Below are 24661 nucleotides of genomic sequence, written 5' to 3' on the forward strand. Positions count from 1 at the left end.
GGCCGGCTGCATTCATCGGCCGCCGATTCTGTTGAGCACCCGGGCCGTACCGCCACCGACGAACAGACCAAAACCGAGGTCGTCGACCAAGCGAGGATTGTCGTCGCCGTCGGTGCGCTTCAAAACGCAACGGCGGGTTACCTTTTGATGTCCTGTAAAAGCCGCGATGCTCCTCCCTATCAAGGAGCGGTCTACCTGAACTTCGCCGTCCCCACCGATGCGCACGGCGACGAGTATTTCCGGAGCATCGCGGCGGCCATGGTTGCCCGCGGCTGGCGTGAGGGGTTAGCGCCCCATCAGAACGTTTTCGGCAAGACACTGTCCAAGGATGGCGTTACCGCGATCCTCTACCCGGACAGCGATTCTCCGCAGCAGGGAGTCGGACGTATCTATGGTCAGTGCCGCGACATGAACAACCATCGTGGCGACTCGATGGCATGGATTGACATCAGCGACCGGCTGCACTGAACTTTGCGCCAAAAACTGCGCTTGACGGATCACCGTCAAGCGCAGTTTTGCTCCCGAGGCTGTTACCCGCCGGCGTGAGCGCCGAGAGAGCCCTGCAGATCACCCTTCATGGCGTTCAGCGCGGCACCCCAGTACTCCCAGCTGTGCGTGCCGTAGGACGGGAAGTTGAACACGGCGTTGTGGCCACCCGCGGCCTCGTAGGCGGCCTGGAACTTCTTGTTGACACCGATCATGAAGTTGCTCTCGAGGAAGGTGGCCGGCAGATTGGCGCCACCCAGTTCGTTCGGAGTCCCGTTGCCGCAGTACACCCAGAGCCGGGTGTTATTCGCGACGAGTTGGCCGACGTTGACCAAGGGGTCGTTGCGCACCCATGCCGGGTCGCTGTCGGGTCCCCACATGTCTTCCTTCTTGTAACCGCCGGCATCGCCCATCGCTAGGCCTATCCAGCCCTGCCCGGTGGACGGGCTGAGGTAGCCGGACAGCGAACCGGCGTAGATGAACTGACCTGGGTGGTAGATCGCCAGATTCATTGCCGATGCACCCGCCATGGAAATCCCGACCGAGGCGCTACCGGTCGGCTTGACGCTCTTCTCCGAGGAGAGATAGCCGGGCAGCTCGCTGGTCAGGAACGTCTCCCACTTGTAGGTCGAGCAGCCGGCCTTGCCGCAAGCCGGGCGGTACCAGTCGGTGTAGAAGCTGGACTGCCCGCCGACCGGCATCACGATCGACAGCCCGGACTGGTAGTACCACTCGAAGGCGGGGGTGTTGATATCCCAGCCGTTGTAGTCATCCTGGGCACGCAGGCCGTCCAGCAGATACACCGCCGGCGAGTTGGCGCCGCCGCTCTGGAACTGGACCTTGATGCTGCGGCCCATCCCAGCCGAAGGTACCTGCAGGTACTCGACCGGAAGGCCGGGCCGGGAGAACGCCCCTGCCGTCGCCGATCCACCGAGAAGGCCGACGAGGCCCGGCAGTACGGCGACCGCAAAAGCGGCGACCGCAAGTCGCCGCACCCAGCCACGCATCTTGTCGTTCACGTATGTCATCCCTGCCCCTTGTCGTAGGCCGTCGTGCGCTAATCGCAAAACTTACCGTGTGGTACTCCATATGTCGATCAGGACGCAAAGGTGTCTCGATTCGGTATCGGCCGTCGCGACCTGCGCGGAGCCTGTGGTAGCTGGGTCCTTGGCAACGTGCCGATGCAGTTTTTAGAGCCGGAATTTGGCGGCTCTTTCACTACGCATGGCTGGTCCGCTGACCGTGTGGCTGCGCGTCGCCTGCAGGTGTCTGGCGCGATGTCGCAGGTCATCGCGACCTCGCGCGGGGCTATCGACACCCGTTCAGCTGTTGTCGCGATGAGCGCGTAGGCTCACCCGGGGTAGACCGACGAGACCACGTAGTCCCGGTCCTTCCGCAGCACACGAACCAACCCGCATCGACGGTTTCGTGCTGGCGGCGGCGCATGGGCATTGGGACACGATTGAGGTGCAGATTTGGACACGGTAGTTGGACTGTCGCTGACATCCACATCGGTCGGCTGGGTCCTCGTGGAAGGCCGCGACGCCGACGGGACCATCCTGGATCACGAGGATTTCCAGGTGGATTGCGGTGGCGGAGTGCGTGTCGTCAACACCTCAGAGCAGGCGACTGCGGCCGTGTTGGACGCGCAGGCGGCCGCAGCCAACTATGACCGCCGTCTTCACGTTATCGGCGTCACCTGGAGCGACGAGGCCGCCGCCGAGGCTGCGCTGCTGCTGGAATCCCTGACCGACGCCGGCTTCCACAATGTTGTGCCGATTCGGTTGCACGATGCGTGCGACCTGCTGGCCCGGGCAATCGCGCCGGTCGTCGGCTATGACAAGGCCGCGGTCTGCGTGCTGGACGGCGATTCGACGATCGTCGCAATGGTCGACACGTGCGACGACGAGCCGCAAACCGCCGTCAAGCATCTGACCGGCGGCGCGGGCCGACTCGTCCAATGGCTGACCAGCCTGTTCGAGCGGAGTTCATGGCAACCGGGCGGCATCGTCGTGGTCGGCCCCGACGAGGACCTCGAAGCCTTGTCCTGGCGGCTCGAGAAGGCAGTCCCGGTCCCGGTCATTACGCAGACCGGTGCAGAGCTGGCCATGGCGCGCGGAGCCGCTCTCGCGTCGGCTGGCCGCACGGAATTCATCGACGCCGAAATGGTTGAGGCCGTCGACAGCGGGCCAGCGGAGCGGGAAGGCTCCCGGCAGAACTCCTACGCGGGGGCGTTGACGATGCTGGTCGCCGGTGCGGTCACGTTCGTGGCATCGCTGTCGCTCGCGCTGGGCCCCCATCTGGTTCCCAACCGCGCTACCGGATTGGTCCAACATGTGGCGCACCGGGCGGCGGCTCCTCCCGTCGTGCAAGCCCCGGCTCCGCAGCCGGCAGCGGTCGAGACACCGATTGCGCGACCAGCACCGCCGCCGGCACGGGCCAAACAGCCGACCGAGGCTCCGGCGGCCGCCCAGCCGCAGCCCGTCGTTTCCCAGCAACCGCCGGCCGAACTTCCCGCGGCCCAACCGGTCCCACCGCCGGCGCCGCCACCGCCGGTTGCCCCGCCGCCGCCCAATCCACATCCGCTGCTCACCAAGCTCCTTGAGCGTCTGCACGGTCAGCAGAACCCGCCGGACCAGCCGGCGCCACCGCAGGGCCCGCCGCCCAACCCGGGCGCGCCACCGCCATAATCCAGGACTATCGCAATACCCAAGCGGCTCAGAGCGTTTCGCGCAGCGTCAGAGCGTCGCAGTGCAGTAATAGTTGTTCGCGAACGACGGCTGACCGTTGGTGGGCGGAAGCGCCGGTAATCCGTTGTCGGCCAACAACGTGCTCAAGGGCGTGCGCACCACGTGCCATCCGCGGTCAGCCAGGTACGTCTCCACGTCATGACGCTCACCCTCGTAGCCGAGGGCGGAAAGCTCGATGTCGAGACCGTGTTCGCGCCACCGGGCCGTCGCCGAGTCCAGCAGGCTCGCAGACTGCCCGTTGTCGACGTCCGGCGCGTTGACAAAAATCTCAGCGGCCAGACGGCTGCCGGTGGCGCTCAGCGCGGCCACATTGTCCAGCAGCAGGTCCTGTGCCGCGGGCGGAAGAAATGCCAACAACCCCTCGGCAATCCACGCGGTGGGCTGGTTGGCGTTGAAACCAGCCTCCTGCAATGCTTTTGGCCAATCGTGGCGCAGGTCGATCGGTACCGCCCTCAGGTCGGCCGTCGGATCGGCGCCCAGGCCCGCGATCGTCGCGGACTTGAACTCGATCACCTGCGGCTGATCGATCTCGAACACCTTCGTGCCGCTCGGCCATGCCAACCGGTACCCGCGCGCGTCGAGACCGGAAGCCAGAATCACCGCCTGACCGATCCCGGCTGCAGTCGCGTCGAGCAGAAAGTTGTCGAAATACCTTGTCCGAGCTGCCATCAGATCGGCCATCGGCCGCATACCCCACGCCGTGTCAGGTGGATCGACGTCAGCGGGATCGAGCTCTCCGGTGGCCCATCGAGTGAAGAAATCGACGCCAACCGCGCGGACCAGTGGTTCGGCGAACGGATCGTCGATAAGCCCGTGAGGCGCCTTGCTGGCAACCGCCCGGGCAGCGGCCACCATTGTCGCGGTTGCTCCGACGCTGGTAGCCAGGTCCCACGTGTCGTTGTCTTTGCGCATGTTCTCCCTTTCGACGCGGCCCGTTCACCAGTTAGTTAGCCGAGGTAATGAGCTTCCTCCAGCGTACGCCTCGCGCGCGACTAGTGGACGGGGCGCTAAGTCGCGAAGGCCCTGGCGATTTCGGCGGCCATGGTCAACGCGGCAAGGTGCTCGTCGACCGACGCCAGCCCGGCCTTCATCGTGTTGATCGAAATATGCGAGGCACCGGCCTCGGCCCACACGCGAAGACCGTCGGCAAGGTCGTCGGCGCTGCCGTTCCAGGACACCCGACCCTCCATGGCGATCTGGGCCGGGTCGCGGCCGGCCTCCGTCGCGGCTTGCGTCACCGCTTGCAACGCCTGCTCGAGTTTGGGGCCGGGGCCGACCATGGGAAACCAGCCGTCGCCGAGCCGACCGGCGCGCCGGCATGCGCGCGGTGAAGCTGCCCCGAACCACACCGGAATCGGCCGTTGTATCGGCAGCGGCGCGATTCCGGCTCCGGTCACCCGGTGATGGGTGCCGTGGTAGGTGACGGACTCTTCGGTCCACAGCTTGCGCATCAGGTCCACCTGTTCTTCGCTGCGCTTGCCGCGGTTCGAAAAGTCTTCGCCTAGCGCCTCGTATTCGACCGCGTTCCAGCCGAGACCGACGCCCAGGCGTAGCCGGCCGCCGCTGAGCAGGTCCACCTCGGCCGCTTGCTTGGCAACCAGGACGGTTTGCCGCTGCGGCAGGATCACGATGCCGGTGACCAGTTCCAGTGCGGTGGTGACGGCGGCGAGATAGCTGAACGTGACGAGCGGCTCATGGAACGTGTCGTGCAGGTCATAGAAACCGTCCCAGCCGGCGTGCACCTTCGGATCGGCGCCGACGACGTGGTCGTAGGCAAGCAGGTGCGCGTATCCCAGGCCCTCGACGTGTTCGGCGTAGGCGCGAACCGCACCTGCGTCGGCGCCAATCTCGGTCTGCGGGAACACCACTCCGATCCGCATCGTCACTTCCCTTCGTCAGGTGTCTTTGGCGCGGGTCGCGGTGAACGACACCGTGACGTCATCAGCGACCTTCAGCGCGCCCAGCAGTTGCGAGTACGGCTTCACACCGAAATCGGATTGCCTGATCGCGGTCTCGCTGGACAACCGCCAGGCATTGCCGAGATCCTCGGTCCGCAGGTCGATTACCTGCGGTCGCGTCTTTGCGCGGATCTGCAGTGCTCCGGCCAGCCGGTAACCGTCCGGGCTTTGCTCGATCGTGTCGGCGGTGAAGCTGATCTGGGGATAGCGTCCAGCACCCAGCTGCCGTAAGGCGTTGGACCGCACCAGGATTTTCTCCGGCCCGGACAACGGTGTCAGACCACCTTCGCCTTGCCGGACTTCGAGCGAATCCACGTCGACTTCCAGTTGCGCCGCCGCGGGTTCGCCGTCCGACCACGTCACCGTGGCCTGCCAGCGCTTCATTGCGATGGTCAGCCGGTGACCCATCTTCGCCGCCCGGCCCGCGACACCGGTGTGAACCAATAACTCACCGTCGTCCGGATTGAGCGTCCACACCTCGTTCACATGGTCAAAACGGTGCGGTAATGAGCTCGCCCCTGCTCCAAGGTTGCGTAGCCTTCAGCAGCCTGCGACAACGGCAGCTCTTCGATCCAGGCCCGCACACCCGACAAAACCGCGAAATGCAGGGTGTCTTCGATTTCCTTCGCGGTGCCGGAGGGATGGCCGACGATGCTGACCCCCGGCGTGATGAGCTGGATCGGACTGATCGGCAACGGTTCGGGTGTCACGCCGACGGTGACGAGCTCACCCTTTGGTGATATCCCGCCGACCGTTGCGGCCATGGCCGGCGAGTTGCCCGCGGTCGCCAGCACGACCGCGGCACCGCCCAGGGCCTTGAGCGCTTCGGCGGGATCGTCAGCGGTGGAGTCGATGTAGTGATGCGCGCCCAGTTTGAGCGCGTCCTCTTTTTTGGCAGTGCCGCGATTGATCGCGATGGTCTCGAAACCCATCGCGCGGGCGAACTGCACGCCGAGGTGACCGAGCCCGCCGACGCCAAGGATGGCGACCCGGTCGCCGGCCACCGCCTTCGTGTGCCGCAAGGCGTTGTAGGTGGTAACGCCGGCGCAGCCCATCGGCGCGGCTTCCGCGTCGGAAAGTCCGGCCGGTATCCGGGCGAGCGCACTGCCCGGGACAGTCACCGACTCCGCATATCCGCCCGGATATTGGTAACTGGGGATCTTCCCGTTCTCGCAATGAATGAACAGGCCTTTTCGGCACTGATCGCAGTGATAGCAGCACCCGCCGAACCACCCGACCGCGACGCGATCGCCGACCGCGAAACCCTCGACACCCGCGCCGAGCTCCGCGATCGTTCCGGCGATCTCGTGCCCAGGGGTCAACGGCCACGTCATGCCCGGGAAGCCACCGGCGACGAAGTGCGCGTCGGTGCCGCAGATCCCGCACGCCGTGACCGTCAGCCGCGCTTCCTCGCGACCCGGCGGTTTGGTTTCGACGTCGACCAGCTCTAAAGATGCATTTGCGGAGGCTACGTGTACAGCTCGATGGGTCGCCATAGCTTGAATATAAGTCCTAGTGCGCGACAGGGCATTTCGCCCCGTCGGTGTGGTAGTCGACCTGCCAGTGCTTGATGCCGTTGAGCCAACCCGAACGCAGCCGCTCCGGCTTGCTGATCGATTCCAGATCGGGAATAGCGTCGGCGATCGCGTTGAACATCAGGTCGATCGTCATTCGCGCCAGGTTGGCACCAATGCAGTAGTGCGCCCCGGTGCCGCCAAATCCCACGTGCGGGTTGGGATCACGCAAGATGTTGAAGGTGAACGGGTCGTCGAACACGTCCTCATCGAAGTTGGCCGAGCGGTAAACCATCACCACCCGCTGGCCCTTTTTGATCTGCACACCGGACAGCTCATAGTCCTCCAGGGCGGTCCGCTGGAACGACGTGACCGGGGTGGCCCACCGGACGATCTCGTCAGCCGTGGTGACGGGACGCTGCTTCTTGTACAGCTCCCACTGATCGGGGAAGTCGGTGAACGCCATCATCCCCTGGGTGATGGAGTTGCGGGTGGTCTCGTTGCCCGCGACAGCAAGCAGGATGACGAAGAAGCCGAACTCGTCGTCGGAGAGCTTGTGGCCGTCGACGTCGGCCTCGACCAACTTGGTGACGATGTCTTCTCCGGGGTTCTGGGCCCGGTCGGCGGCCATTTGCATGGCGTAGGTGATCAGCTCGACCGACGCGCCCATGGCGTCATTGCGGGCGAACTCGGGATCCTGATCGCCAACCATCTCATTGGACCAGTGAAAGAGTTTCTTGCGGTCTTCCTGCGGCACACCCAGCAAGCCGGCGATCGCCTGCAGCGGAAGTTCACACGACACCTGCTCGACGAAGTCGCCTGAACCTTGTGCAGCCGCCTCGGCAACGATGCGCTGGGCCCGCTCGTGCAGGTCGTCGCGGAGGCGCTCGACAGCCCGGGGTGTGAAGCCACGAGAGATGATCTTGCGCAGGTGGGTGTGCTGTGGGGCGTCCATGTTGAGCAGCACGAACTTACCCGTGTCGCGCTGTTCGCGAACCGTGCCCTCTTTGTAGCGTGGCAACGCGGTGTTCTCCAGGCTAGAGAAGACGTCGCTGCGTCGTGAAATCTCCTTGACGTCCTTGTGCTTCGACACCACCCAGAAGCCGCCGTCGTCAAACCCGCCCACCCCGTCGGGCTGTTCGTTCCACCAGATCGGCGCGGTCTTTCGGAGCTCGGCCAGCTCTTCCACCGGCAGCCGCTCGGCGTGAATGTCGGGGTCGGTGAAATCGAATCCAGGCGGGATATTTGGAGTCGGCATTAGGGGGCACTCCTACGTGAATAGGACTTGAAGACCTCTGAAGATGACGCGTTCTGGCTCAGTAAAGCATCGTGACCGCCCAGATGGAACGTGTCTCACGGGATTGCCCGACGACGGATTGAAACGTGTTCTCGCGACCGGCTGCGATGAGTTTCGGCTGGATCTGGGGTCTGGATCTAATGCCAGGCAGAGCAACCAGGAAAGGGATCGGTCATGCACATCGCTGTCAGCGACTTCATCAGCCTCGACGGGGTTGTGCAGGCACCCGGAGGTCCGGGGGAGGACGACGACGGTGGATTCCGCCACGGCGGCTGGTCGATGCCGTACTTCGACCCCGGCACCATGGGCCCGGCGATTGACGAAATAATGGCCCCAACCGAGGCGCTGCTGTTCGGCCGACGTACCTGGCAGACGATGGCCGCCGCCTGGCCCGAGCGTGCCCGGCGACCCGTTCGCCGACCGGATGAATGAGATTCCCAAGTACGTGGCGTCGCGGACGCTGACCCAGCAGGATCTCACCTGGCCCCGCTCGACCCTGCTGCCCGCCGAGGACGCGATCGGCGCGGTGCGTGAGCTGCGTGCACGCGACGGCAAGGCGCTGCAGGTGATGGGCAGCGCATCGCTGGCTGCACAGTTGATCAGCCACGGGCTTGTCGACGAATACCGATTGATGATCGAGCCGATCCTGCTCGGAGGCGGCAAGCGATTGTTTCCCGACGACGGCTGGGCCCGTGCGCTCGAGCTGGTCTCGGCGACGACGACCGCTACCGGTGTCCTGATCTGCACTTACCGGCCCGCCGACCGCTGACCGACCGCTGGATGCCGACATGCAAAACGGCCTTGTGGCCCGGGCCGTACTGGCTATGCTGGCCCAAGACCGCCGGGGGCGTGCAATGTCCCCTGCAACGTGACACCGAAGGTGGGTCATGATTCGCGAACTGTTCATCGCCACTGCGATCACGGGTGCAGCTGTCGGCCTGGCGCCGGCCGCCGTTGCCGACCCAGGACATTACGACGGCGACGTGCCGGGCATGAACTACGACGCCTCGCTGGGTGCACCATGCGACAACTATGAGCGGTTCATCTTCGGACGCGGCCCGGGTGGTCAGGCCGAGGCGTGCCATTTCATCATCAATCAGTTCCCGGCCGCGCAGTCGGGGTTCTGGGTGATCACGTACCCGCTCAATGGAGTTCAGCAGGTCGGTGCGCCGTGCCAAAACCCCCGCGGGTCGTCGGCCCAGAGCCCCGACGGGCTGCCGATGCTCTGCACCGAACACGGGTGGCAGGTTGGTCAGCTGACCGGCGGCGGGTTCCCGAACGGTACTGGCGGAGGCTTCCCGTCGGACACCGGCCAGACCGGCTAACCACCTAACACACCTATCAGGAAGACTGCGATGGCTTTCAAGCCGAAAGATGCGATCGACGCCGCCCGAGACATCGTGACGAACGCCGTCGAGAGGTCGTCGGACATCGTCGAAAACGCCGGCCACATTATCAAGGGGGACATCGCCGGCGGCACGGGCGACATCGTCCATAACTCACTGGACATCGCCACCTACGCCGTCAGCAGAGCCAAAGAGGTCTTCACCGGCAAGTACCCCGACGACGACGAATAATCCTGCCGCGCAGGGCCGTTCGCTAGTCGGTGGCTGCCTCGTTGAGCTCGTCCAGCCGGTTCGTCGCCTCTAGGTACTCCTGCACCCAGCGTTCGATGACCGTCGACGTCTTTTCCACCTTGCTGAATTGTCCGACGACCTGACCGACCGGGTTGAACGCCACGTCCACGGATTCGTTGGGGTAGCGGTTCGTGGCCCGAACCGCCATGCCGGACACCATGTACTGCAACGGCATACCGAGCGGCTTCGGGTTGTCCGGCTGCTCCCAGGCTTCGGTCCAGTCGTTGCGCAGCATCCGGGCCGGCTTGCCGGTGAACGAGCGGCTGCGGACGGTGTCGCGGCTGCCGGCCTTGACGTAGGCCGCCTGCTGAACCGGGGTGTTCGACGATTCCTCGACCATCAACCATTGCGAACCGGTCCACGCGCCCTGCGCGCCCAGCGCCAACGCCGCCGCAATCTGCTCGCCGCTGCCGATGCCGCCCGCAGCCAGCACCGGTACCGGGGCGACCTCCTTGACGACCTGTGGCCACAACACAATCGAGCCCACCTCGCCGCAGTGCCCGCCGGCTTCGCCGCCCTGGGCAATGATGATGTCGACGCCCGCATCGGCGTGCTTGCGCGCCTGCGAGGGCGAGCCGCACAGCGCGGCAACCTTGAGTCCGGACTCGTGAATGTGCTTGATCATCTCGGCCGGCGGGGTGCCGAGCGCGTTGGCGATCATCTTCACCTTCGGGTGTTTGAGGGCCACCTCGACCTGCGGCGTGGCGGTCGCCTCGGTCCACCCGAGCAGCTGCAGGCTGTCGCCGTCGCTGTCCTCAATCGGGACACCATGATCGGCGAGGATCTTCTTCCCGAAATCCAGATGCTCCTGCGGCACCATCTTGCGCAGCGTGTCGGCCAGTTCCTCGGCGGACAGGTGCGAGTCCATGCCCTCGTACTTGTTCGGGATCACGATGTCGACGCCGTAGGGGTGATTGCCGATGTTCTCGTCGATCCACTTCAGCTCGATCTCGAGCTGCTCGGGCGTGAAGCCGACCGCCCCCAGCACACCGAAACCACCGGCCTTGCTCACCGCGACGACGACATCGCGGCAGTGCGTAAACGCGAAGATCGGGAACTCGATGCCGAGCTCGTCGCAGATGGGAGTGTGCATGCCTGATTCCTTACTGGTCTGCTTGCTGGCGACGTAATTGGAACGTGTTCTAGTTTAGTACGGAATTCTTCCGCTGTGACCATCCGGGTTGGTCAGACCACCGCGTTATGGGCCGTCCACAGCACCAGGAAAGCGAGCATGCAGCCCGCGCACACCAGATGATCACGCCAGATGGACCGCGCTAGGCGGGTTTGGTCGGCCGGACCGCCCGAACGACCGCCGAGTCGGACCGCGTTGGGAACCGTGCGTGTCAGTGCGAGCAGCACGGGCGCGCCCGCGAGCACGGCGGACGCCGCCACCAGCCAGCCCGGGTCGTTGCCTCGGACCGCGCGGAAAGCCAACGCTGCCAGTAGCACCACCATGACGACCGCGATCAGCCGGCTCATCGGCCGGGACTCGGTGACGGCGCGGCGGTAGTAGCCCGCGATGGAGGCCAGCACGGATTCGGGCAGGTCGCCGCCGGGTTGGCGGTCGGCGAGGACCTGGGCATCGAACATCAGATCCATCCACAACACCGCCAACAGAAACCCGCTGCACGCGGTGAGTAACGAGGTCGCGACGCTCATCGCTCGATTGTTTCCCAACTCGCGGCCGCTAGTCCGGCGGTGGAACAAGTTCTAATTCTTTGCCCGGCTGCGGTAGCCTGACGCCCCATGGGACGCGTGGACGGAAAAGTTGCAGTGATCAGCGGCGGCGCTCGGGGGATGGGCGCTGCCGACGCCAGGGCGCTGGTCGGCGAGGGCGCCAAGGTGGTGATCGGCGACATCCTCGACGACGAGGGCAAGGCGCTGGCCGACGAGCTCGGCGACGCCGCGCGCTATGTTCACCTCGACGTCACCCAACCCGACGACTGGGAAGCCGCGGTATCCACCGCGGTCAGTGACTTCGGCAGCCTCAGCGTGCTGGTCAACAACGCCGGGATCGTGGCGCTGGGCCAGCTGGGCCAGTTCAATCTGGACAAGTGGCACAAGGTCATCGACGTCAACCTGAACGGCACCTTCCACGGCATCCAGGCCGCGGTTGACCCGATGAAGGCCGCCGGCGGCGGTTCGATCATCAACGTCTCGTCGATCGAGGGCCTGCGCGGCGCCGTCATGGTGCATCCGTATGTCGCCTCCAAGTGGGCGGTGCGCGGCCTGTCCAAATCGGCGGCCCTGGAGTTGGCCCCGCACAACATCCGGGTCAATTCCATCCACCCCGGGTTCATCCGCACCCCGATGACCAAGCACTTCCCCGACGACATGGTCACCGTCCCGCTGGGCCGCCCCGGCCAGTCCGACGAAGTCGCCGCGTTCGTCGTGTTCCTGGCCAGCGACGAATCCTCGTATGCCACCGGCGCGGAATTCGTGATGGACGGCGGCCTCATCAACGACGTCCCGCACCGGCTCTAGCGGCTAGCGAACCTTCTCGATGACGGTCTGCGCGAACCGCTCGATCGACGGCCGATAGTCCCGGCCACCGGCCCACGGAGCACACATCACCGCTGTGATCCCGAGGTCTTCGGCGCGCTGGTAGAGATCAATCGACGGCGGCTCAAGCAACGCCAGCATGATCTCGAACGGTTCGCCGTGGCGCCCGTATTCGCGCCTTAGCGCGGTCAGCTTTTGCACGTAGCCGACCGCGTCGTCCCAGGCGTAGGCCGTGCCGACCCACCCGTCGCACCGCCGTGCGGCCCGGCGCAGCGCCGCCTCCGATTCGCCGCCGCACAGGATCGGCACCGGCGTGGTCGGGTGCGGCTCGAGCATCAACTCGGGCACCTGGTAGTAGCGGCCGCTCCAGGACACCCAGCCGCCCTGCCACAACGCCCGCAACGCCGGGATCATCTCGTCGAGCCGTTTGCCACGGTTGCCGAAATCCTGTCCCAGCAGGTCGTATTCCTCGCGCATCCAGCCGGTGCCGACAGCCAGTGACACCCGGCCCCCCGAAATGACCGACGCCGTGGCCACCTGTTTGGCGACTTCCAGCAGGGGACGGGCGGGCGCCACGTACACGGCGTTGGAGAAGCGCAGCCGACGCGTCATCGCCGCCATGGCACCGATGAGGATCCACGAGTCCGGCCACGCTGTCTCCGGCGGCCACGGCGGACGCTCCGCCCCGGTCGGGTATCGCGACCGCAGGACACGCGGGTAGATCAAATGGTCGGCACAGATCACCCCGTCATAGCCGTACTCGTCGAGCATGCTCGCGACCGCCAGCGCATCCGCGGAGTCCATAAATGCTGTGCCAGACCAGAACTGCATTACCCGGCTTTCCCGATGAACGACCTGGCCCGCATCCGGCCGCCCGACGCCGCCATCCGAAGCACCGGCCAACCGCGTTCGGCAGACACCGCCGCAAGCCGCGGCCGCGGGTTGACCGGTCGGGGATGGCCGACCAACGCCATCAGCGCCGCGTCCTCGTCGCCGTCGGCATAGAAGTAACTACTGTCCAGCGTGACTGCGTTGTCGGCGCAAAACTGTTGTACAGCTGTAGCTTTCGTCGGCCCCCACACGATCGGCCGGACAATATCCCCGGTCAGAAAACCGTGCTCGTCGAGCGCGAATTGGTTGCACAGCACGTAGGTGATGCCCAGGTAGCGGGCGACCGGCTGGGCGTGGATGGTCAGCGCCGACGAGCAGAGCGCGACGGTATGCCCACGCTGCTGATGCGCCTGGACGATCGCTCGCATGCCCGGAAAGACGCGTGCCGCGATGCGGTCGACGAACAGTCGCTCACCGATCTCTTCCAGCTCCGCCAGGGATTCACCGCGCAGGTAGCCGGCACCCCGCACCACGAGCCGCCCGAACTCCATGCGGCCGAACCGATATCGCATCATGGCTTCGGCGACGCCGAGGACCTCGCCGATCCTGGCCTGCCGGCGTCGGATCCGATCACCCGCATGAGCCGTCGCCGTGAAGCCGTCGACCAACGTGCCGTCGAGGTCGAAGAAGGCTCCCACCGCGGGGCCTGGCGAATCGGCGGCGATCTCCGCGAGGGCGCCGGCCGCCGACTGCGGATGATCGATGGGCACGTCGTAGTACTTTAATGTTCTTGAACTTGTTCCGCGGGTCGTGGTCGGTCAGAGCCCGTGAGTGCCGAGCCAGGCGGAAATTCGCTCGGCGACGCCAGTCCACTTCGGTTCGAGCATCATGTCATGACCCATATCGGCGAAGATCTCCGCGTCGGTGCCAGGGGTGGCGCTTCGTTTTGCGTAGCAGGAATCCAGCAGCCCCGCGCGGGGGGTACGGACGCGACCAGCACGCCGGCGGACGCGGGGTGCGTCTCCAGACACTTCTGCACGACGAAGCCGCCCACGGAGTGCCCGATCACCGCCGGCCGGGTGGGCAGACCGCTGGCCACCGAGTCGACATCCTCGACGTAGTCAGCGACCGAACACGCATGCTTACGCCGTGGTGTTGGGCTGTTTCCATGACCACGAAGGCTCACAGCTAGCGCGCGATAACCCCTATCCGCGAAGAGTCTAGGAAATACTCATCCCAGCACCATGCCGCATGCCAGGCCCCGTGCACGAAGAGCAGCGGCACCGGATGAGATGCACTGCAAGATCCCTTATCGACCACCTCGTGGAGCATGCGCGTGACTCCTTGCATGGGGCCCGTCAGGGGCAACCGAGGCCTGTGGGAAAGCTGCAATGCCGCTGAGAATAGCTCTTGGCCAGGTAGCGGACACCCTCAATTGGCTAGCCATTCGTGCCGACGACAACGCCAAGTGACGCGGCCAAGGTTGTCGAACTGATGCGCCGACAGGTTGAGCGCAATTCCTTTTCGAAATCCCGGGCGCAAGCAGGTAAGACGCGCTAGGAAAAGGATGGTGGATTTTGAACTCGACGCAGCGCAGAACGCCTGGTTGGCGGAGGTGCGTGACTTCTTGCAGGCGAACGTCACGCCGGCGCTGAGGTCCGAGCTGGCCGAACACGGCCAGGAGTTTCCCGATGGGGAAGTGGCGTCGTTTCGGCGCAAAATTGGCGCGCGGGGATGGTTCGGGCTGAACTGGCCGGCGGAATACGGCGGTCTGGGACTCGGCGCCATCCATCAGCACCTGTTGATGCGCGAGTTCGAATACTGGGGCGTCCCGGGGCCGGATCTCACCGTGACCTCGGTGGCGCCGATGATCATGCGGCACGGCACCGAACAGAACAAGACCGAATTCTTGCCGCCGATAGCGCGCGGAGAACTGACCTGCGCGGTGGGCTACTCGGAACCCGACGCGGGCACCGACCTGGCCAGCTTGCGCACCCGCGCGGTGCAAGACGGCGACGAATGGGTCATCACCGGATCCAAGATCTGGAACAGCGGCGCTCAGCGAGCAACCCATGAATGGCTGTGTGTCCGAACCGATCCCAATGCCCCACGGCACCAGGGCATTTCGGTGATCATGGTCCCGGTCGATTCGCCCGGTGTGCAAATCCGTCCCCTCTACGCCTGGTCGGGGTATCGCACCAACGAGGTGTTCTTCGACGAGGTCCGGGTGCCCGTCAGCAACCTGATCGGCGAAATCAACCGGGGCTGGACCTACATCACCGGTGCGCTGGATCTCGAGCGCGGGGCCCTGACCAACGCGGGCGATATGCGCCGCGCACTCGACGAGCTGACCGAGCTGGCCGGCCGTCCGCGTGGCGACGGCTCGATACCCCTGCAAACATCCAGCTTTCGGCGGCGGCTCGCCCAGGCCGAGGCGGATGTCGAGGCGGCGATGCTGATGGGATATCAGGCGGCGTCACTGCTGGACAGCGGCGTCATCCCGACCGTGGAAGTCAGCGTCGAGAAAGTCTTCAGCAGCGAACTGCGGCAGCGGATCGCCGATTTGGCCATCGACCTGCTCGGACCCGACGGCCTGTTGGCCTACCGCAGCCCGAACGCGCCCGCCGAAGGGAAGTTTGAGCGGCTCTATCGGGTATCGCCGCTGATGCGGTTCGGCGGCGGCACCAACGAGGTGCTGCGCGACGTCATCGCCCAGCGTGGCCACGGCATGCCGTCCTACGGACGGTGACGGCATGAGACTGCTGCCCAGCCAGGACGAGCGAGATTTGGCCTCGATGCTAAACGCGCTGTTTCTCGCCGAATGCCCAACCAGCCTGGTCCGCCAACTTCGTGATTCGGACCGGCGGCAGATGCCGGACAGGTTGTGGAAGGCGTTGGCCGATGCCGGGGTCTTTGGGCTGTTCCTTCCGGAGGAATACGGCGGCGCCGCTGGCACGCTGTCCGACCTCGGCGTGTTCTGCGTGGAAGCTGGCCGCGCCCTTTGCCCAACGGTCGTGCATACCACCCTGCAGGCGGCGCTTGCCATCCTGCTACTGGGCGGACCGGACCAGCATGCCGCGTGGCTGCCTTCGCTGTCGGCCGGAACGCTTTGCGCCACAACAGGTTTGTGGAGCGCACACGATGCCGCGGTGATCGCGCCGACAGTGCGAGCCTATGCGGGAGCTGGGCGAAGTTGGCGGCTGAGCGGCACCGTCGACTTTGTCGCAGACGCCGACCTGGCCGACCACATCGTCGTATCAGCAGCCTCCGATACGACTGCCGCGGCCGACCGCACATTGGGCTTCGTTGTCGCGCTATCGGCCGACGGAGTACATATCGAGGCGCAACCCCTGATGGGCGGCCATCGAGCGTTTCGCATCCTCCTCGACGCTGTCGAGGTGATGGATCGACGTGCGGTGCTTGCCGGGCCGCACGGTGAGGGCGTACACGATCAGGACCTGCGCCGGGTGGCCAACTCCGCGGTGGCGCTGCTGTCGCTGGACTTGGTCGGTGTCGGCGAAGCGGTGCTGCGGCGTACCGTCGACTACACGGTGGCACGTCAACAATTCGGCCGCCCGATTGCGTCCTTTCAAGCGGCGCAGCATCTGGTGGCGAATATGCATATCGCGCTGGCCGCAGCCCGGCTGGCAGCTCACTCAGCGGTGTTCTGGATCGGGCAAGGCCGCACCGGAACCCGGGAGACCGCGATCGCCCGAATGCACGCGGCCAGCGCTGCGAAGTCGATCACGCTCGACGCGCACCAATTGCACGGCGGCATGGGTTATGTGGTCGAGACCGACTTGCATTTGTTCTCCGAGCGCGCCCGGGTGCTGTCCACGCTGGGGGGCGGCGCGGATGTGGCAGCGACGTGGCTGGAGGAGGGACCTTGAGCGAGCAGAGTCTGATCGACGCCGAGTCGGCGTCGCGAGTGGGCACCGTCGCCGCAACCGCGACAGGCGAAGTCAACCGCCGCGATTGGCAACGCTGGGCCGCGGCGGTCGGTGATCACAATCCGTTGTGGTTCGACACCGAATACGCTCGCGCGCAAGGCTACCGGGACACCATCTGTCCGCCGCTCTTCCTGCAATTCGCCGTCTCGGGGGTCACCGCGCTGGACGGGTTGCGGCCGGATGGCTCTTCCGGCGCGGCATCGGGCAGCCTCGCGTTTCCCCGCGCGCCCAGACGCATGGCCGGCGGGGAGAGCACCACGTTCTTCGGGCCGGCGTATCACCGCGACGAGATCGAGATGGTGCGCACGATCCAGTCGATCGTCGAGAAGCAGGGTCGCTCCGGCCGGTTCATTCTGGTGACCTGGCGAACGGTGTACCGCAATCAGCACGGTGAATTAGTCGCCGAGGCAACAACGTCGATGATCGCCCGACCGTGAGGAGTGCTGTGACCCCCGAAGAAAGGCCGGTACAGGTTTTCTACGAGGACGTCCAGACCGGCGACTCGTTGCCCACGCTCGTGGTGACGGTCGACGAGCGGCAGCTGTTTTTCTTCAGCGCCGCGACGTACAACGCTCACCGCATCCACTACGACAAGGATTGGGCACGCAACGTTGAGGGTTATGACGATGTCATCGTGCAGGGCCCCCTGCAGGCCGCGTTGCTGGCCCGAGCAATCACCGACTGGATGGGCGGCGGCGGCCGGCTGGTCGAGTACGCCGTGCAGAACCGCGCGATCGCGTTCGCCGGCGAAGAGCTGACCTTCGGCGGGGTGGTGACCGGAAAACGGTTGGCCGACAACACCGGGCTCGTCGATCTGGACATCGCCGGGCGACGGGGTGACACCGTGCTGATGCCGGGGACGGCCACGGTCGCACTGCCATTGCGCGGAGATTCATCTTGACGGGCCTGCGCGGTGAGGCGGCCATCATCGGTATCGCCGAGCTGCCCGCCGAACGCAAGCAGACCCGGCCACCCTCGTTCACCCTGGACCAGTACGCACTGCTGGCCAAGATGGTCGTCGAGGACGCCGGTGTCGATGCCACGGTAGTCAACGGGCTGGTGTGCCACGGCGTTGCGGAATCCGATATGTTCGCCCCGGCCACGTTGTCTGAATACCTTGGCCTGCCGGTTGATTTCGGGGAACGGGTCGACCTGGGCGGCGCCACCTCGGCCGGGATGGTGTGGCGGGCGGCGGTCGCCGTCGAACTCGGGCTTTGCGACGCGGTACTGGCCGTCGTCCCCGGGTCCGCCGTGTTGCCCACGTCCGCCCGCCAACCGTCGTCACCGCCGGGCTGGCACGGTGCGTCGAGCAACAAGTACGGATCGCCGCAGGCCGAGTTCGAGATCCCCTACGGCAACGTCGGCCAGAACGCGCCGTACGCCCAAATCGCCCAACGGTATGCGGCTGAGTTCGGTTACGACGCAGCAGCTCTGGCGAAGATCGCGGTGGACCAGCGCACGAATGCGTGCGGGCATCCGGGCGCGGTGTTCCACGGCAAACCGATCACCGTGGATGACGTGCTGGCCAGCCCGATGATCGCTGATCCGATCCACATGCTCGAGACGGTGATGCGGGTCCAGGGCGGTGCCGGTGTTCTCGTCGCCAACAAAGAGGTGGCGCGCCGGGCGCGGCATAGACCAGTGTGGGTCAAGGGATTCGGCGAACACATCGCCTTCAAGACCGCGACCTACGCCGAGGACCTGATGACGACACCGATATCGCGTGCCGCCGAGAAAGCCTTCGCGATGGCGGGGCTCACGCCGTCCGCTGTCGACGTCGCGTCGCTCTACGACTGCTACACGATCACCGTGCTGATGACGCTCGAGAATGCCGGATTCTGCGGCAAAGGTGAAGGCATGAAATGGGTTAACCAGCATGACCTAACCTTCGCCGGCGACTTCCCGCTCAACACCGCAGGCGGGCAACTCTCCTTCGGACAGGCAGGCATGGCCGGCGGCATGCATCACGTTGTCGACGCGGCACGTCAGGTGATGGGCCGAGCGGGCCGGGCCCAGGTAACCGACTGCCACCGGGCGTTCGTCAGCGGCACCGGCGGCATCATGAGTGAGCAGGTCGCGCTGGTTCTGGGCGGTGACTGACGATGACCGAGCCGCGACCACTTCCCGAGGCCACACCGGTCTCAAAACCGTTCTGGCAGGGACTCGCCGACCACCGGATCCTCGTGCAATATTCGCCGTCGCTGGGACGGTACGTGTTCTATCCGCGCACCCTGGCTCCGGGCACGCTGGCCGACGACCTGGAATGGCGTGAAATCGACGGCGCCGGTTCGGTTTACACCTTCACGGTGGCACAGCGACCGACCGGCCCCCCGTGGGCGGATGCGGTGCCTCAGATCCTGGCGGTGGTCCAATGGGACGCCGGGCCACGATTCAGCACCGAGCTGGTGGACGTGAAGCCTACCGACGTCCGGGTCGGCATGCGGGTGAGCCCGGTGTTCTGCGACATTCCCGATACCGGCGTCACCCTGCTGCGGTATCGACCGGAGCCGACCGATGTTTGAGACCGTCCAGCAGCTGCTGCGGGCACGCATGCACGCCGACACCCCGGCGGTCGCCTACGGCGAGAAGACCTGGACCTGGCGCGAGCACCTCGACGAAGCAGTGGCCGAGGCGGCGGTGGTGATCGGGCTGGCCGACACCGCGCGTCCGCTCCACGTCGGTGCGTTACTCGGCAATTCGCCGGCCATGCTGCGCTCGATGGCCGCCGCCGCGTTGGGCGGCTACGTGTTGTGCGGCATCAACACCATCCGACGCGGCGCCGGGCTAGTCGCCGACATCCGGCGCGCGGACTGCCAACTGCTGCTCGTCGATCCCGACCATGCGCCGCTGCTCTCTCGCCCGGATCTGGGCGACGTCATAGTGCTCGACGTAACTTCGCGCCGCTACCTCGATGCGGTGCAGGCCGCGCCGCCGCTTGTGCCGCACCGCGAGGTGGGGCCGGGCGACACCTTGATGATGATCTTCACGTCGGGAACCTCCGGCGACCCGAAGGCGGTCCGGTTCGCCCACGTGGCCGCAATCATGTGCGGCGCAAGCCTGATCGCCCAGTTCCAGATCACCGATAGCGACGTGTGCTACTTGTCGATGCCGTTGTTTCATTCCAACGGCGTGGCGGCCGGCTGGGCAGTGGCCATCGGAAGCGGCGCGACGATGGTCCCGGCGCGGTTCTCGCCGTCGCGTTTCCTGCCCGATATCCGCCGCCACCACGTCACCTACGTGAACTATGTCGGCAAGCCGCTGGCGTTGGTGCTGGCCACCCCGGAGCACCCGGACGATGCCGACAACACGCTGCGCGTGGCGTTCGGCAACGAGGCGACTGATCGCGATATCACCGAATTCGCTCGACGATTCGGCTGCCGGGTCGTCGACAGTTTCGGATCGAGCGAGTTTGCGGTGATCGTCACTCGCGAAAACGGCACCCCGGCCGGGTCCATCGGCAAGGGATATCCCGGTGTCGCGGTGTACCACGCCGAATCTGTTACCGAATGCACGCCAGCGGTTTTCGACGAGAACGGCGCCCTCGCCAACTTCGACGAGGCGGTCGGAGAGCTGGTGAACACCCAGGGTGGCGGCGCATTCTCCGGCTACTACAACGATCCGACCGCCACCAACGAGCGGATGCGCCACGGCATGTATTGGTCTGGCGATCTGGCCTACCGGGACGCCGACGGCTGGATCTACCTTGCCGGTCGTACCGCGGATTGGCTGCGAGTGGATGGCGAGAACCTGGCCGCGGCACCGATCGAGCGAATTCTGCAGCGGCTGGCCCCGATCAACCAGGTGGCCGTTTACGGTGTGCCCGACGAACAGGTGGGTGATCAGGTGATGGCCGCCGTCGTTCTCAACGACGGTCAGTCCCTGACGCCGGAAGAATTCGAGAAGTTCCTTGCTGCTCAACCTGACTTATCCGCCAAGGCGTGGCCCCGCTTCGTGCGGATCAACAACGAGCTGCCCAAAACGCCAACCAACAAAATTCTTAAACGTGAACTGATTCAGGCGGGTGTCACCGCCGCGGGCGGTGTCTTGTGGAGGCGGGCGGACCGCGGAACTACGTACGTGGCGGGGGAGTAGTGCGGCGCGTGTGTTAACGAGTCGCGGTGATGTATTCGGAGTGCATGATCTGATCGACCTGCAGGTCGACTTCGGGTGGGGTCCGGCCGTACTCGGCCTGCAATTCGGGATTGGTGCGCACGGGCTCAACCGACCAGCCGTGGTCGGCGAGCCAGTCAGCGGGTTTGGTTTTCTCCGCGTCGTCGTAGGTCAACGTCGAGAAATTCACCTCGCCCGACAGATTGAGGCCGGGGTAGGTCTCTTCCAGTTCGGCGAGCCGGTCGTGGGCGAGAGACGAGCCCAGCGCACCTATCGCGAGTCGGCTGCCCGGCGCGGACAGGTCGCTGATACGGGCGAACAGCGTGTCCTGTGCGGCGCCGGTCAAGTAGGGCAGTATCCCCTCGACTGACCAGGCGGTGGGGCTTTGCGGGTCGAACCCCGCCGTCCGCAGCGGTATTGACCAGTCGTCTCGCAGGTCGGCTGCCACCTCGATGCGATGTGCGGCGGGCTCGGCCGCGAGCTCGGCCAGTACCCGCTCCTTGAACTCGAGGACCTTCGGTTGGTCTACCTCGAATACCGCTGTGCCACTTGGCCAATCTAGCCGGTAGGTTCGAGAGTCCAAGCCGGCCGCGACAATCACCGCTTGCCGGATGCCTCGGGCAGCAGCGGAGTAGAAGAATTCGTCGAAGAACCTTGTCTGGACCCCGTAAAGCCGTGGGAAGGCCGTCGCACCCTCAGACGTTCCCGGGTTGAGCAGCACACTATTCAGATACGGGTCCGCCGAAGCGGTGATGAAGTGCTGTGCGTAATCGTCTCGCGCCAGCGGCTGCGCACTCATGGCATGTAGCGCACGCCATCCGGCGACCAGCAGCGCGGTGTAGCCGACGCTGCTGACGATGTCCCACTCGTCGTCGTCGGATCGAGCCCATTTGCCTTGCGGTGCGGTCATTTAGCCTCCACCCGATGTCCCTTTTAGCCGAAGGTCCGGATGCGTGCGGTGCGCGTCGGCGATGACCTCAGGGCCGAGCTGCGTGACGTGATAGGGGCAGACAACCGTGACATCCCGGCCGAGGAAGGCCCTATTGATCAACACCTCATGCTGTACGCAGGCGGGGTATTCGACCTCAGATCGACTCGGCCACATCGGTTCGCCGACAATGCGCACCGGCTGATCTGCATGCTTGTCGACAAAGCCGCTGAGCACCTCGCCCAGAATTCGGCCGGGGTTGCGGCCCACCTCGATCATGTCGGTCATGACCACACGCTCGGCCAACCGGCCCAACCCCTCGGTGAGCACCGCCAGGTGCGGTGCTGGTACCGCGACCAGCACCGCTTGTTCTGCTTGGACGGACTCAGAGATAAACGGCAACAGGCAATCCAGATACTCCCGCTGCGTGCGGTAGAGGAAGGCGGCGTGACCGCTCCGCGCGTACGTCACGTCAGCTCCACAACACCGGGGCGCGGCCCTGCCAACCGCCGCATTCGAGTCACGCTACGCGCAGCCGTCCCAGATGCAACAATACCCGCCCATCACAGCTCCAGCAGAACGGTCACCGGGCCGTCATTGATCAGCTCGACCTGCATGTGAGCGCCGAATTTGCCGGTTTCTACGTCGGCGCCCTGCCGCCGCAGCGCCTGCGCGAACGCGTCTATCAGCGGCTCGGCGACGGCCCCCGGCGCCGCAGCATTCCATGACGGTCGTCGGCCCTTGGCGGTGTCGGCGTACAACGTGAACTGGCTGATCACCATGATCGGCGCGTTGATGTCAGCTGCGGACCGCTCGTCATCGAGAATCCTTAGCTGCCAAAGCTTTTCGGCGAGCCGCTGGGCTTTGCCGATATCGTCGTCATGGGTGATCCCGACCAACGCCAGTAGCCCCTGGCTGTTGGGCCGGATCGATCCCACGACGTGCTGATCGACCGACACCGTCGCCGATGAGACCCGTTGCACCAGAACCCGCATGGCCCCGATGCTGCCATGCGCCGCGAGTAGGGTCGTGTTGTGTCCGTACTGGTCGCATTCTCCGTCACACCGCTCGGCGTCGGCGAAAGCGTCGGTGAGATCGTCGCCGAAGCAGTCGGCGTGGTGCGGGATTCCGGGTTGCCGAATAAGACCGATTCGATGTTCACCGTGATCGAAGGCGACGATTGGGGTGAGGTGATGGCGGTCGTGCAGCGCGCGGTCGAGGCCGTGGCGGCTCGCGCGTCGCGGGTCAGCGTAGTGATCAAGGCCGACTGGCGATCGGGTGTCACGGATGCGATGACAACCAAAACCGAGTCGGTGGAACGGCACCTTTCCGCAGAGCGCGACGATCGCTGAAGCGAGCGGCGACTCTAACTCGATCATCGATCCCTCCTCCTCCACGCCTAGTGTCATAGCGGTGAGCGCACGCGCGAGCATTGTCGTCACCGGGACCGAGGTATTGACCGGCCGGGTCGCCGACCGCAATGGTCCATGGATCGCCGACCGGCTGCTCGAGTTGGGCGTCGAACTCGCGCACATCACCATCTGCGGCGACCGCGCGGCGGACATTGAGGCCCAGCTGCGCTTTCTGGCCGGCGAGGGCGTGGACCTGATCGTGACCAGCGGCGGTCTCGGGCCGACCGCCGACGACATGACCGTCGCGACCGTGGCGCGGTTCTGTGGACGCGAATTGGTGCTGGACACCGAACTCGAGGCCAAGATCGCGGCGATCTTGAAGAAGTTGATGGCGCGCCTGGGAAACGGGGATTTCGAGGCGGTGCGCGCCGCCAACCGCAAGCAGGCCATGGTCCCGGTCGGGGCGCTGGTGATGGACCCGGTGGGAACCGCACCCGGTGTCGTCGTCCCCGGTAAGCCGACCGTCGTGGTGCTACCCGGTCCACCCCGCGAACTGCAGCCCATGTGGCGGACCGCCGTGCAGCTGCCCGCGGTCCAGGAAGCCATCGCCGCCCGGACGATCTACCGCCAGGACACCGTGCGGATGTTCGGGCTGCCGGAGTCCGGCCTGGCCGAGACCCTGCGCGACGCGGAGCAGCACCTGGCGGGGTTCGACGAACTGGAGATCACCACCTGCCTGCGGCGCGGGGAGCTCGAGATTGTCACCCGCTACGAGCCCGACGCCGCCGAGGCGTACAGCCACCTGGTCGAATTGCTGCGCGATCGGCATGGGCAGCACATCTTTTCCGAAGATGGTTCGCAGATAGATGATCTGGTGGCGCGGCTGCTGACCGATCGCCGGATCGCGACGGCCGAGTCCTGCACGGGCGGGCTGCTGGCGGCACGGCTCACTGAGCGGTCAGGTTCGTCGGCCTACGTCGCCGGCGGACTGGTGGCCTATGCCAACGACGCGAAAACCGAATTGCTCGGCGTGGATCCGGCGCTGATCCGGGCAAACGGCGCCGTGTCCGAGCCGGTCGCCCAGGCGATGGCCGCGGGTGCGCTGCGGCGCTTTGCGGCCGACACCGCGGTCGCCATCACCGGAATCGCCGGTCCCGGCGGCGGGACCGAGGACAAACCGGTGGGAACGGTCTGCATCACCGTGATGTTGGCCGACGGCGGCGCATCGACTCGAACACTTCAACTGCCGGGCAACCGCGCCGACATTCGGGAGCGGTCGACGACGGTCGCGATGCACCTGCTGCACCGGGCGCTCGACGCGACGCCGCTACCATGACCGATTCGGC

General features: G+C 65.6%; 30 protein-coding genes. 16 read left to right on the forward strand and 14 right to left on the reverse strand.

The window, feature by feature from the left end; translation table 11 throughout:
- A partial coding sequence (locus VKI00_RS11505; RefSeq protein ID WP_324437585.1) for a hypothetical protein occupies positions 1-468 on the forward strand: 468 nt, incomplete at its 5' end.
- 62 nt (positions 469-530) lie between these two features.
- Here VKI00_RS11505 and VKI00_RS11510 read toward each other — a convergent pair.
- Positions 531-1514 (reverse strand): alpha/beta hydrolase family protein, encoded by a 984-nt coding sequence (locus VKI00_RS11510; RefSeq protein WP_324437586.1) that lies wholly within the window; start codon positions 1512-1514, stop codon positions 531-533.
- Between the two features lie 447 nt (positions 1515-1961).
- On the opposite strand from VKI00_RS11510, the gene VKI00_RS11515 reads away from it, so the two are divergent.
- Positions 1962-3176 carry a DUF7159 family protein gene (locus VKI00_RS11515; protein ID WP_324437587.1) on the forward strand — a complete coding sequence of 405 codons (1215 nt, stop codon included), beginning with the start codon at positions 1962-1964 and terminating at the stop codon, positions 3174-3176.
- Positions 3177-3224: 48 nt separating this feature from the next.
- Here VKI00_RS11515 and VKI00_RS11520 read toward each other — a convergent pair whose 3' ends face one another.
- The 5 genes from VKI00_RS11520 to VKI00_RS11540 form a co-directional block, all read right to left on the reverse strand.
- A complete protein-coding gene (locus tag VKI00_RS11520; RefSeq protein WP_324437588.1) occupies positions 3225-4148 on the reverse strand; it encodes an SAM-dependent methyltransferase in 924 nt (307 codons plus the stop codon).
- A gap of 95 nt (positions 4149-4243) precedes the next feature.
- Complete coding sequence (locus VKI00_RS11525) at positions 4244-5116, reverse strand: LLM class F420-dependent oxidoreductase (RefSeq protein WP_324437589.1); 873 nt, start codon at positions 5114-5116, stop codon at positions 4244-4246.
- Between the two features lie 15 nt (positions 5117-5131).
- Positions 5132-5671 carry a YceI family protein gene (locus VKI00_RS11530; protein WP_414687173.1) on the reverse strand — a complete coding sequence of 180 codons (540 nt, stop codon included), beginning with the start codon at positions 5669-5671 and terminating at the stop codon, positions 5132-5134.
- A 5-nt stretch (positions 5672-5676) separates the two neighbouring features.
- Positions 5677-6690 (reverse strand): alcohol dehydrogenase catalytic domain-containing protein, encoded by a 1014-nt coding sequence (locus tag VKI00_RS11535; protein WP_324437591.1) that lies wholly within the window; start codon positions 6688-6690, stop codon positions 5677-5679.
- Positions 6691-6706: 16 nt separating this feature from the next.
- Complete coding sequence (locus tag VKI00_RS11540) at positions 6707-7966, reverse strand: cytochrome P450 (RefSeq protein WP_324437592.1); 1260 nt, start codon at positions 7964-7966, stop codon at positions 6707-6709.
- 213 nt (positions 7967-8179) lie between these two features.
- Here VKI00_RS11540 and VKI00_RS11545 point away from each other — a divergent pair, with 213 nt between their 5' ends.
- The 4 genes from VKI00_RS11545 to VKI00_RS11560 all read left to right on the forward strand — a co-directional run bounded on the left by VKI00_RS11545 (position 8180) and on the right by VKI00_RS11560 (position 9582).
- On the forward strand, positions 8180-8437 hold the full coding sequence (locus VKI00_RS11545; RefSeq protein WP_324437593.1) for a hypothetical protein: 258 nt from the start codon (positions 8180-8182) through the stop codon (positions 8435-8437).
- Positions 8430-8774 carry a dihydrofolate reductase family protein gene (locus tag VKI00_RS11550; RefSeq protein ID WP_324437594.1) on the forward strand — a complete coding sequence of 115 codons (345 nt, stop codon included), beginning with the start codon at positions 8430-8432 and terminating at the stop codon, positions 8772-8774. Before VKI00_RS11545 ends, VKI00_RS11550 begins: the two co-directional genes overlap by 8 nt.
- A 118-nt stretch (positions 8775-8892) precedes the next feature.
- Positions 8893-9330: a hypothetical protein gene (locus tag VKI00_RS11555; protein WP_324437595.1), complete on the forward strand. Its 438-nt coding sequence runs from the start codon at positions 8893-8895 to the stop codon at positions 9328-9330.
- A 30-nt stretch (positions 9331-9360) separates the two neighbouring features.
- Complete coding sequence (locus VKI00_RS11560; protein WP_324437596.1) at positions 9361-9582, forward strand: hypothetical protein; 222 nt, start codon at positions 9361-9363, stop codon at positions 9580-9582.
- A gap of 22 nt (positions 9583-9604) precedes the next feature.
- Here VKI00_RS11560 and VKI00_RS11565 read toward each other — a convergent pair whose 3' ends face one another.
- Together VKI00_RS11565 and VKI00_RS11570 are read right to left on the reverse strand one after the other, a co-directional pair.
- Positions 9605-10735: a nitronate monooxygenase family protein gene (locus VKI00_RS11565; RefSeq protein ID WP_324437597.1), complete on the reverse strand. Its 1131-nt coding sequence runs from the start codon at positions 10733-10735 to the stop codon at positions 9605-9607.
- A gap of 92 nt (positions 10736-10827) precedes the next feature.
- The gene (locus tag VKI00_RS11570) at positions 10828-11301 is read right to left on the reverse strand and encodes a hypothetical protein (RefSeq protein WP_324437598.1); all 474 of its coding nucleotides are present in this window, start codon (positions 11299-11301) and stop codon (positions 10828-10830) included.
- A gap of 87 nt (positions 11302-11388) precedes the next feature.
- On the opposite strand from VKI00_RS11570, the gene VKI00_RS11575 reads away from it, so the two are divergent.
- Positions 11389-12126, forward strand: a complete 738-nt coding sequence (locus VKI00_RS11575; protein ID WP_324437599.1) for a glucose 1-dehydrogenase — start codon at positions 11389-11391, stop codon at positions 12124-12126.
- A 3-nt stretch (positions 12127-12129) separates the two neighbouring features.
- On the opposite strand, the gene VKI00_RS11580 is transcribed toward VKI00_RS11575, so the two are convergent.
- The 3 genes from VKI00_RS11580 to VKI00_RS11590 form a co-directional block, all read right to left on the reverse strand.
- A complete protein-coding gene (locus VKI00_RS11580) occupies positions 12130-12975 on the reverse strand; it encodes a TIGR03619 family F420-dependent LLM class oxidoreductase (RefSeq protein WP_324437600.1) in 846 nt (281 codons plus the stop codon).
- Positions 12975-13739, reverse strand: a complete 765-nt coding sequence (locus VKI00_RS11585; protein WP_324437633.1) for an HAD-IB family hydrolase — start codon at positions 13737-13739, stop codon at positions 12975-12977. The genes VKI00_RS11580 and VKI00_RS11585 overlap by 1 nt, the downstream gene beginning before the upstream one ends.
- Positions 13740-13861: 122 nt before the next feature.
- Complete coding sequence (locus VKI00_RS11590) at positions 13862-14161, reverse strand: alpha/beta hydrolase (RefSeq protein WP_324437601.1); 300 nt, start codon at positions 14159-14161, stop codon at positions 13862-13864.
- 384 nt (positions 14162-14545) lie between these two features.
- On the opposite strand from VKI00_RS11590, the gene VKI00_RS11595 reads away from it, so the two are divergent.
- From VKI00_RS11595 to fadD1, 7 genes are read left to right on the forward strand one after another with little or no spacing between them, the layout of a single operon-like run.
- Complete coding sequence (locus VKI00_RS11595) at positions 14546-15724, forward strand: acyl-CoA dehydrogenase family protein (RefSeq protein WP_324437634.1); 1179 nt, start codon at positions 14546-14548, stop codon at positions 15722-15724.
- 4 nt (positions 15725-15728) lie between these two features.
- Positions 15729-16865 (forward strand): acyl-CoA dehydrogenase family protein, encoded by a 1137-nt coding sequence (locus VKI00_RS11600; protein WP_324437602.1) that lies wholly within the window; start codon positions 15729-15731, stop codon positions 16863-16865.
- Positions 16862-17362: a MaoC family dehydratase gene (locus VKI00_RS11605; protein ID WP_324437603.1), complete on the forward strand. Its 501-nt coding sequence runs from the start codon at positions 16862-16864 to the stop codon at positions 17360-17362. The genes VKI00_RS11600 and VKI00_RS11605 overlap by 4 nt, the downstream gene beginning before the upstream one ends.
- Before the next feature lie 8 nt (positions 17363-17370).
- Positions 17371-17826, forward strand: a complete 456-nt coding sequence (locus VKI00_RS11610) for a MaoC/PaaZ C-terminal domain-containing protein (RefSeq protein WP_324437604.1) — start codon at positions 17371-17373, stop codon at positions 17824-17826.
- Positions 17823-19025, forward strand: a complete 1203-nt coding sequence (locus tag VKI00_RS11615; protein ID WP_324437605.1) for a thiolase family protein — start codon at positions 17823-17825, stop codon at positions 19023-19025. The genes VKI00_RS11610 and VKI00_RS11615 overlap by 4 nt, the downstream gene beginning before the upstream one ends.
- 2 nt (positions 19026-19027) lie before the next feature.
- On the forward strand, positions 19028-19447 hold the full coding sequence (locus VKI00_RS11620; RefSeq protein ID WP_324437606.1) for a Zn-ribbon domain-containing OB-fold protein: 420 nt from the start codon (positions 19028-19030) through the stop codon (positions 19445-19447).
- Positions 19440-21017 (forward strand): fatty-acid--CoA ligase FadD1, encoded by a 1578-nt coding sequence (fadD1, locus tag VKI00_RS11625; protein WP_324437607.1) that lies wholly within the window; start codon positions 19440-19442, stop codon positions 21015-21017. Before VKI00_RS11620 ends, fadD1 begins: the two co-directional genes overlap by 8 nt.
- Before the next feature lie 13 nt (positions 21018-21030).
- Here fadD1 and VKI00_RS11630 read toward each other — a convergent pair whose 3' ends face one another.
- The 3 genes from VKI00_RS11630 to dtd form a co-directional block, all read right to left on the reverse strand.
- Complete coding sequence (locus VKI00_RS11630) at positions 21031-21945, reverse strand: class I SAM-dependent methyltransferase (protein WP_324437608.1); 915 nt, start codon at positions 21943-21945, stop codon at positions 21031-21033.
- The gene (locus VKI00_RS11635; protein WP_324437609.1) at positions 21946-22434 is read right to left on the reverse strand and encodes an MEDS domain-containing protein; all 489 of its coding nucleotides are present in this window, start codon (positions 22432-22434) and stop codon (positions 21946-21948) included.
- 92 nt (positions 22435-22526) lie between these two features.
- Positions 22527-22958 (reverse strand): D-aminoacyl-tRNA deacylase, encoded by a 432-nt coding sequence (gene dtd, locus VKI00_RS11640; protein ID WP_324437610.1) that lies wholly within the window; start codon positions 22956-22958, stop codon positions 22527-22529.
- Positions 22959-22997: 39 nt separating this feature from the next.
- Here dtd and VKI00_RS11645 point away from each other — a divergent pair, with 39 nt between their 5' ends.
- Complete coding sequence (locus VKI00_RS11645) at positions 22998-23315, forward strand: MTH1187 family thiamine-binding protein (RefSeq protein ID WP_324437611.1); 318 nt, start codon at positions 22998-23000, stop codon at positions 23313-23315.
- 55 nt (positions 23316-23370) lie between these two features.
- Entirely contained in the window at positions 23371-24651 is a 1281-nt protein-coding gene (locus VKI00_RS11650; RefSeq protein ID WP_324437635.1) for a competence/damage-inducible protein A, read from the forward strand.
- Positions 24652-24661: the final 10 nt, after the last annotated feature.

This window comes from Mycobacterium sp. (assembly GCF_035314665.1).
GTDB lineage: Bacteria > Actinomycetota > Actinomycetes > Mycobacteriales > Mycobacteriaceae > Mycobacterium.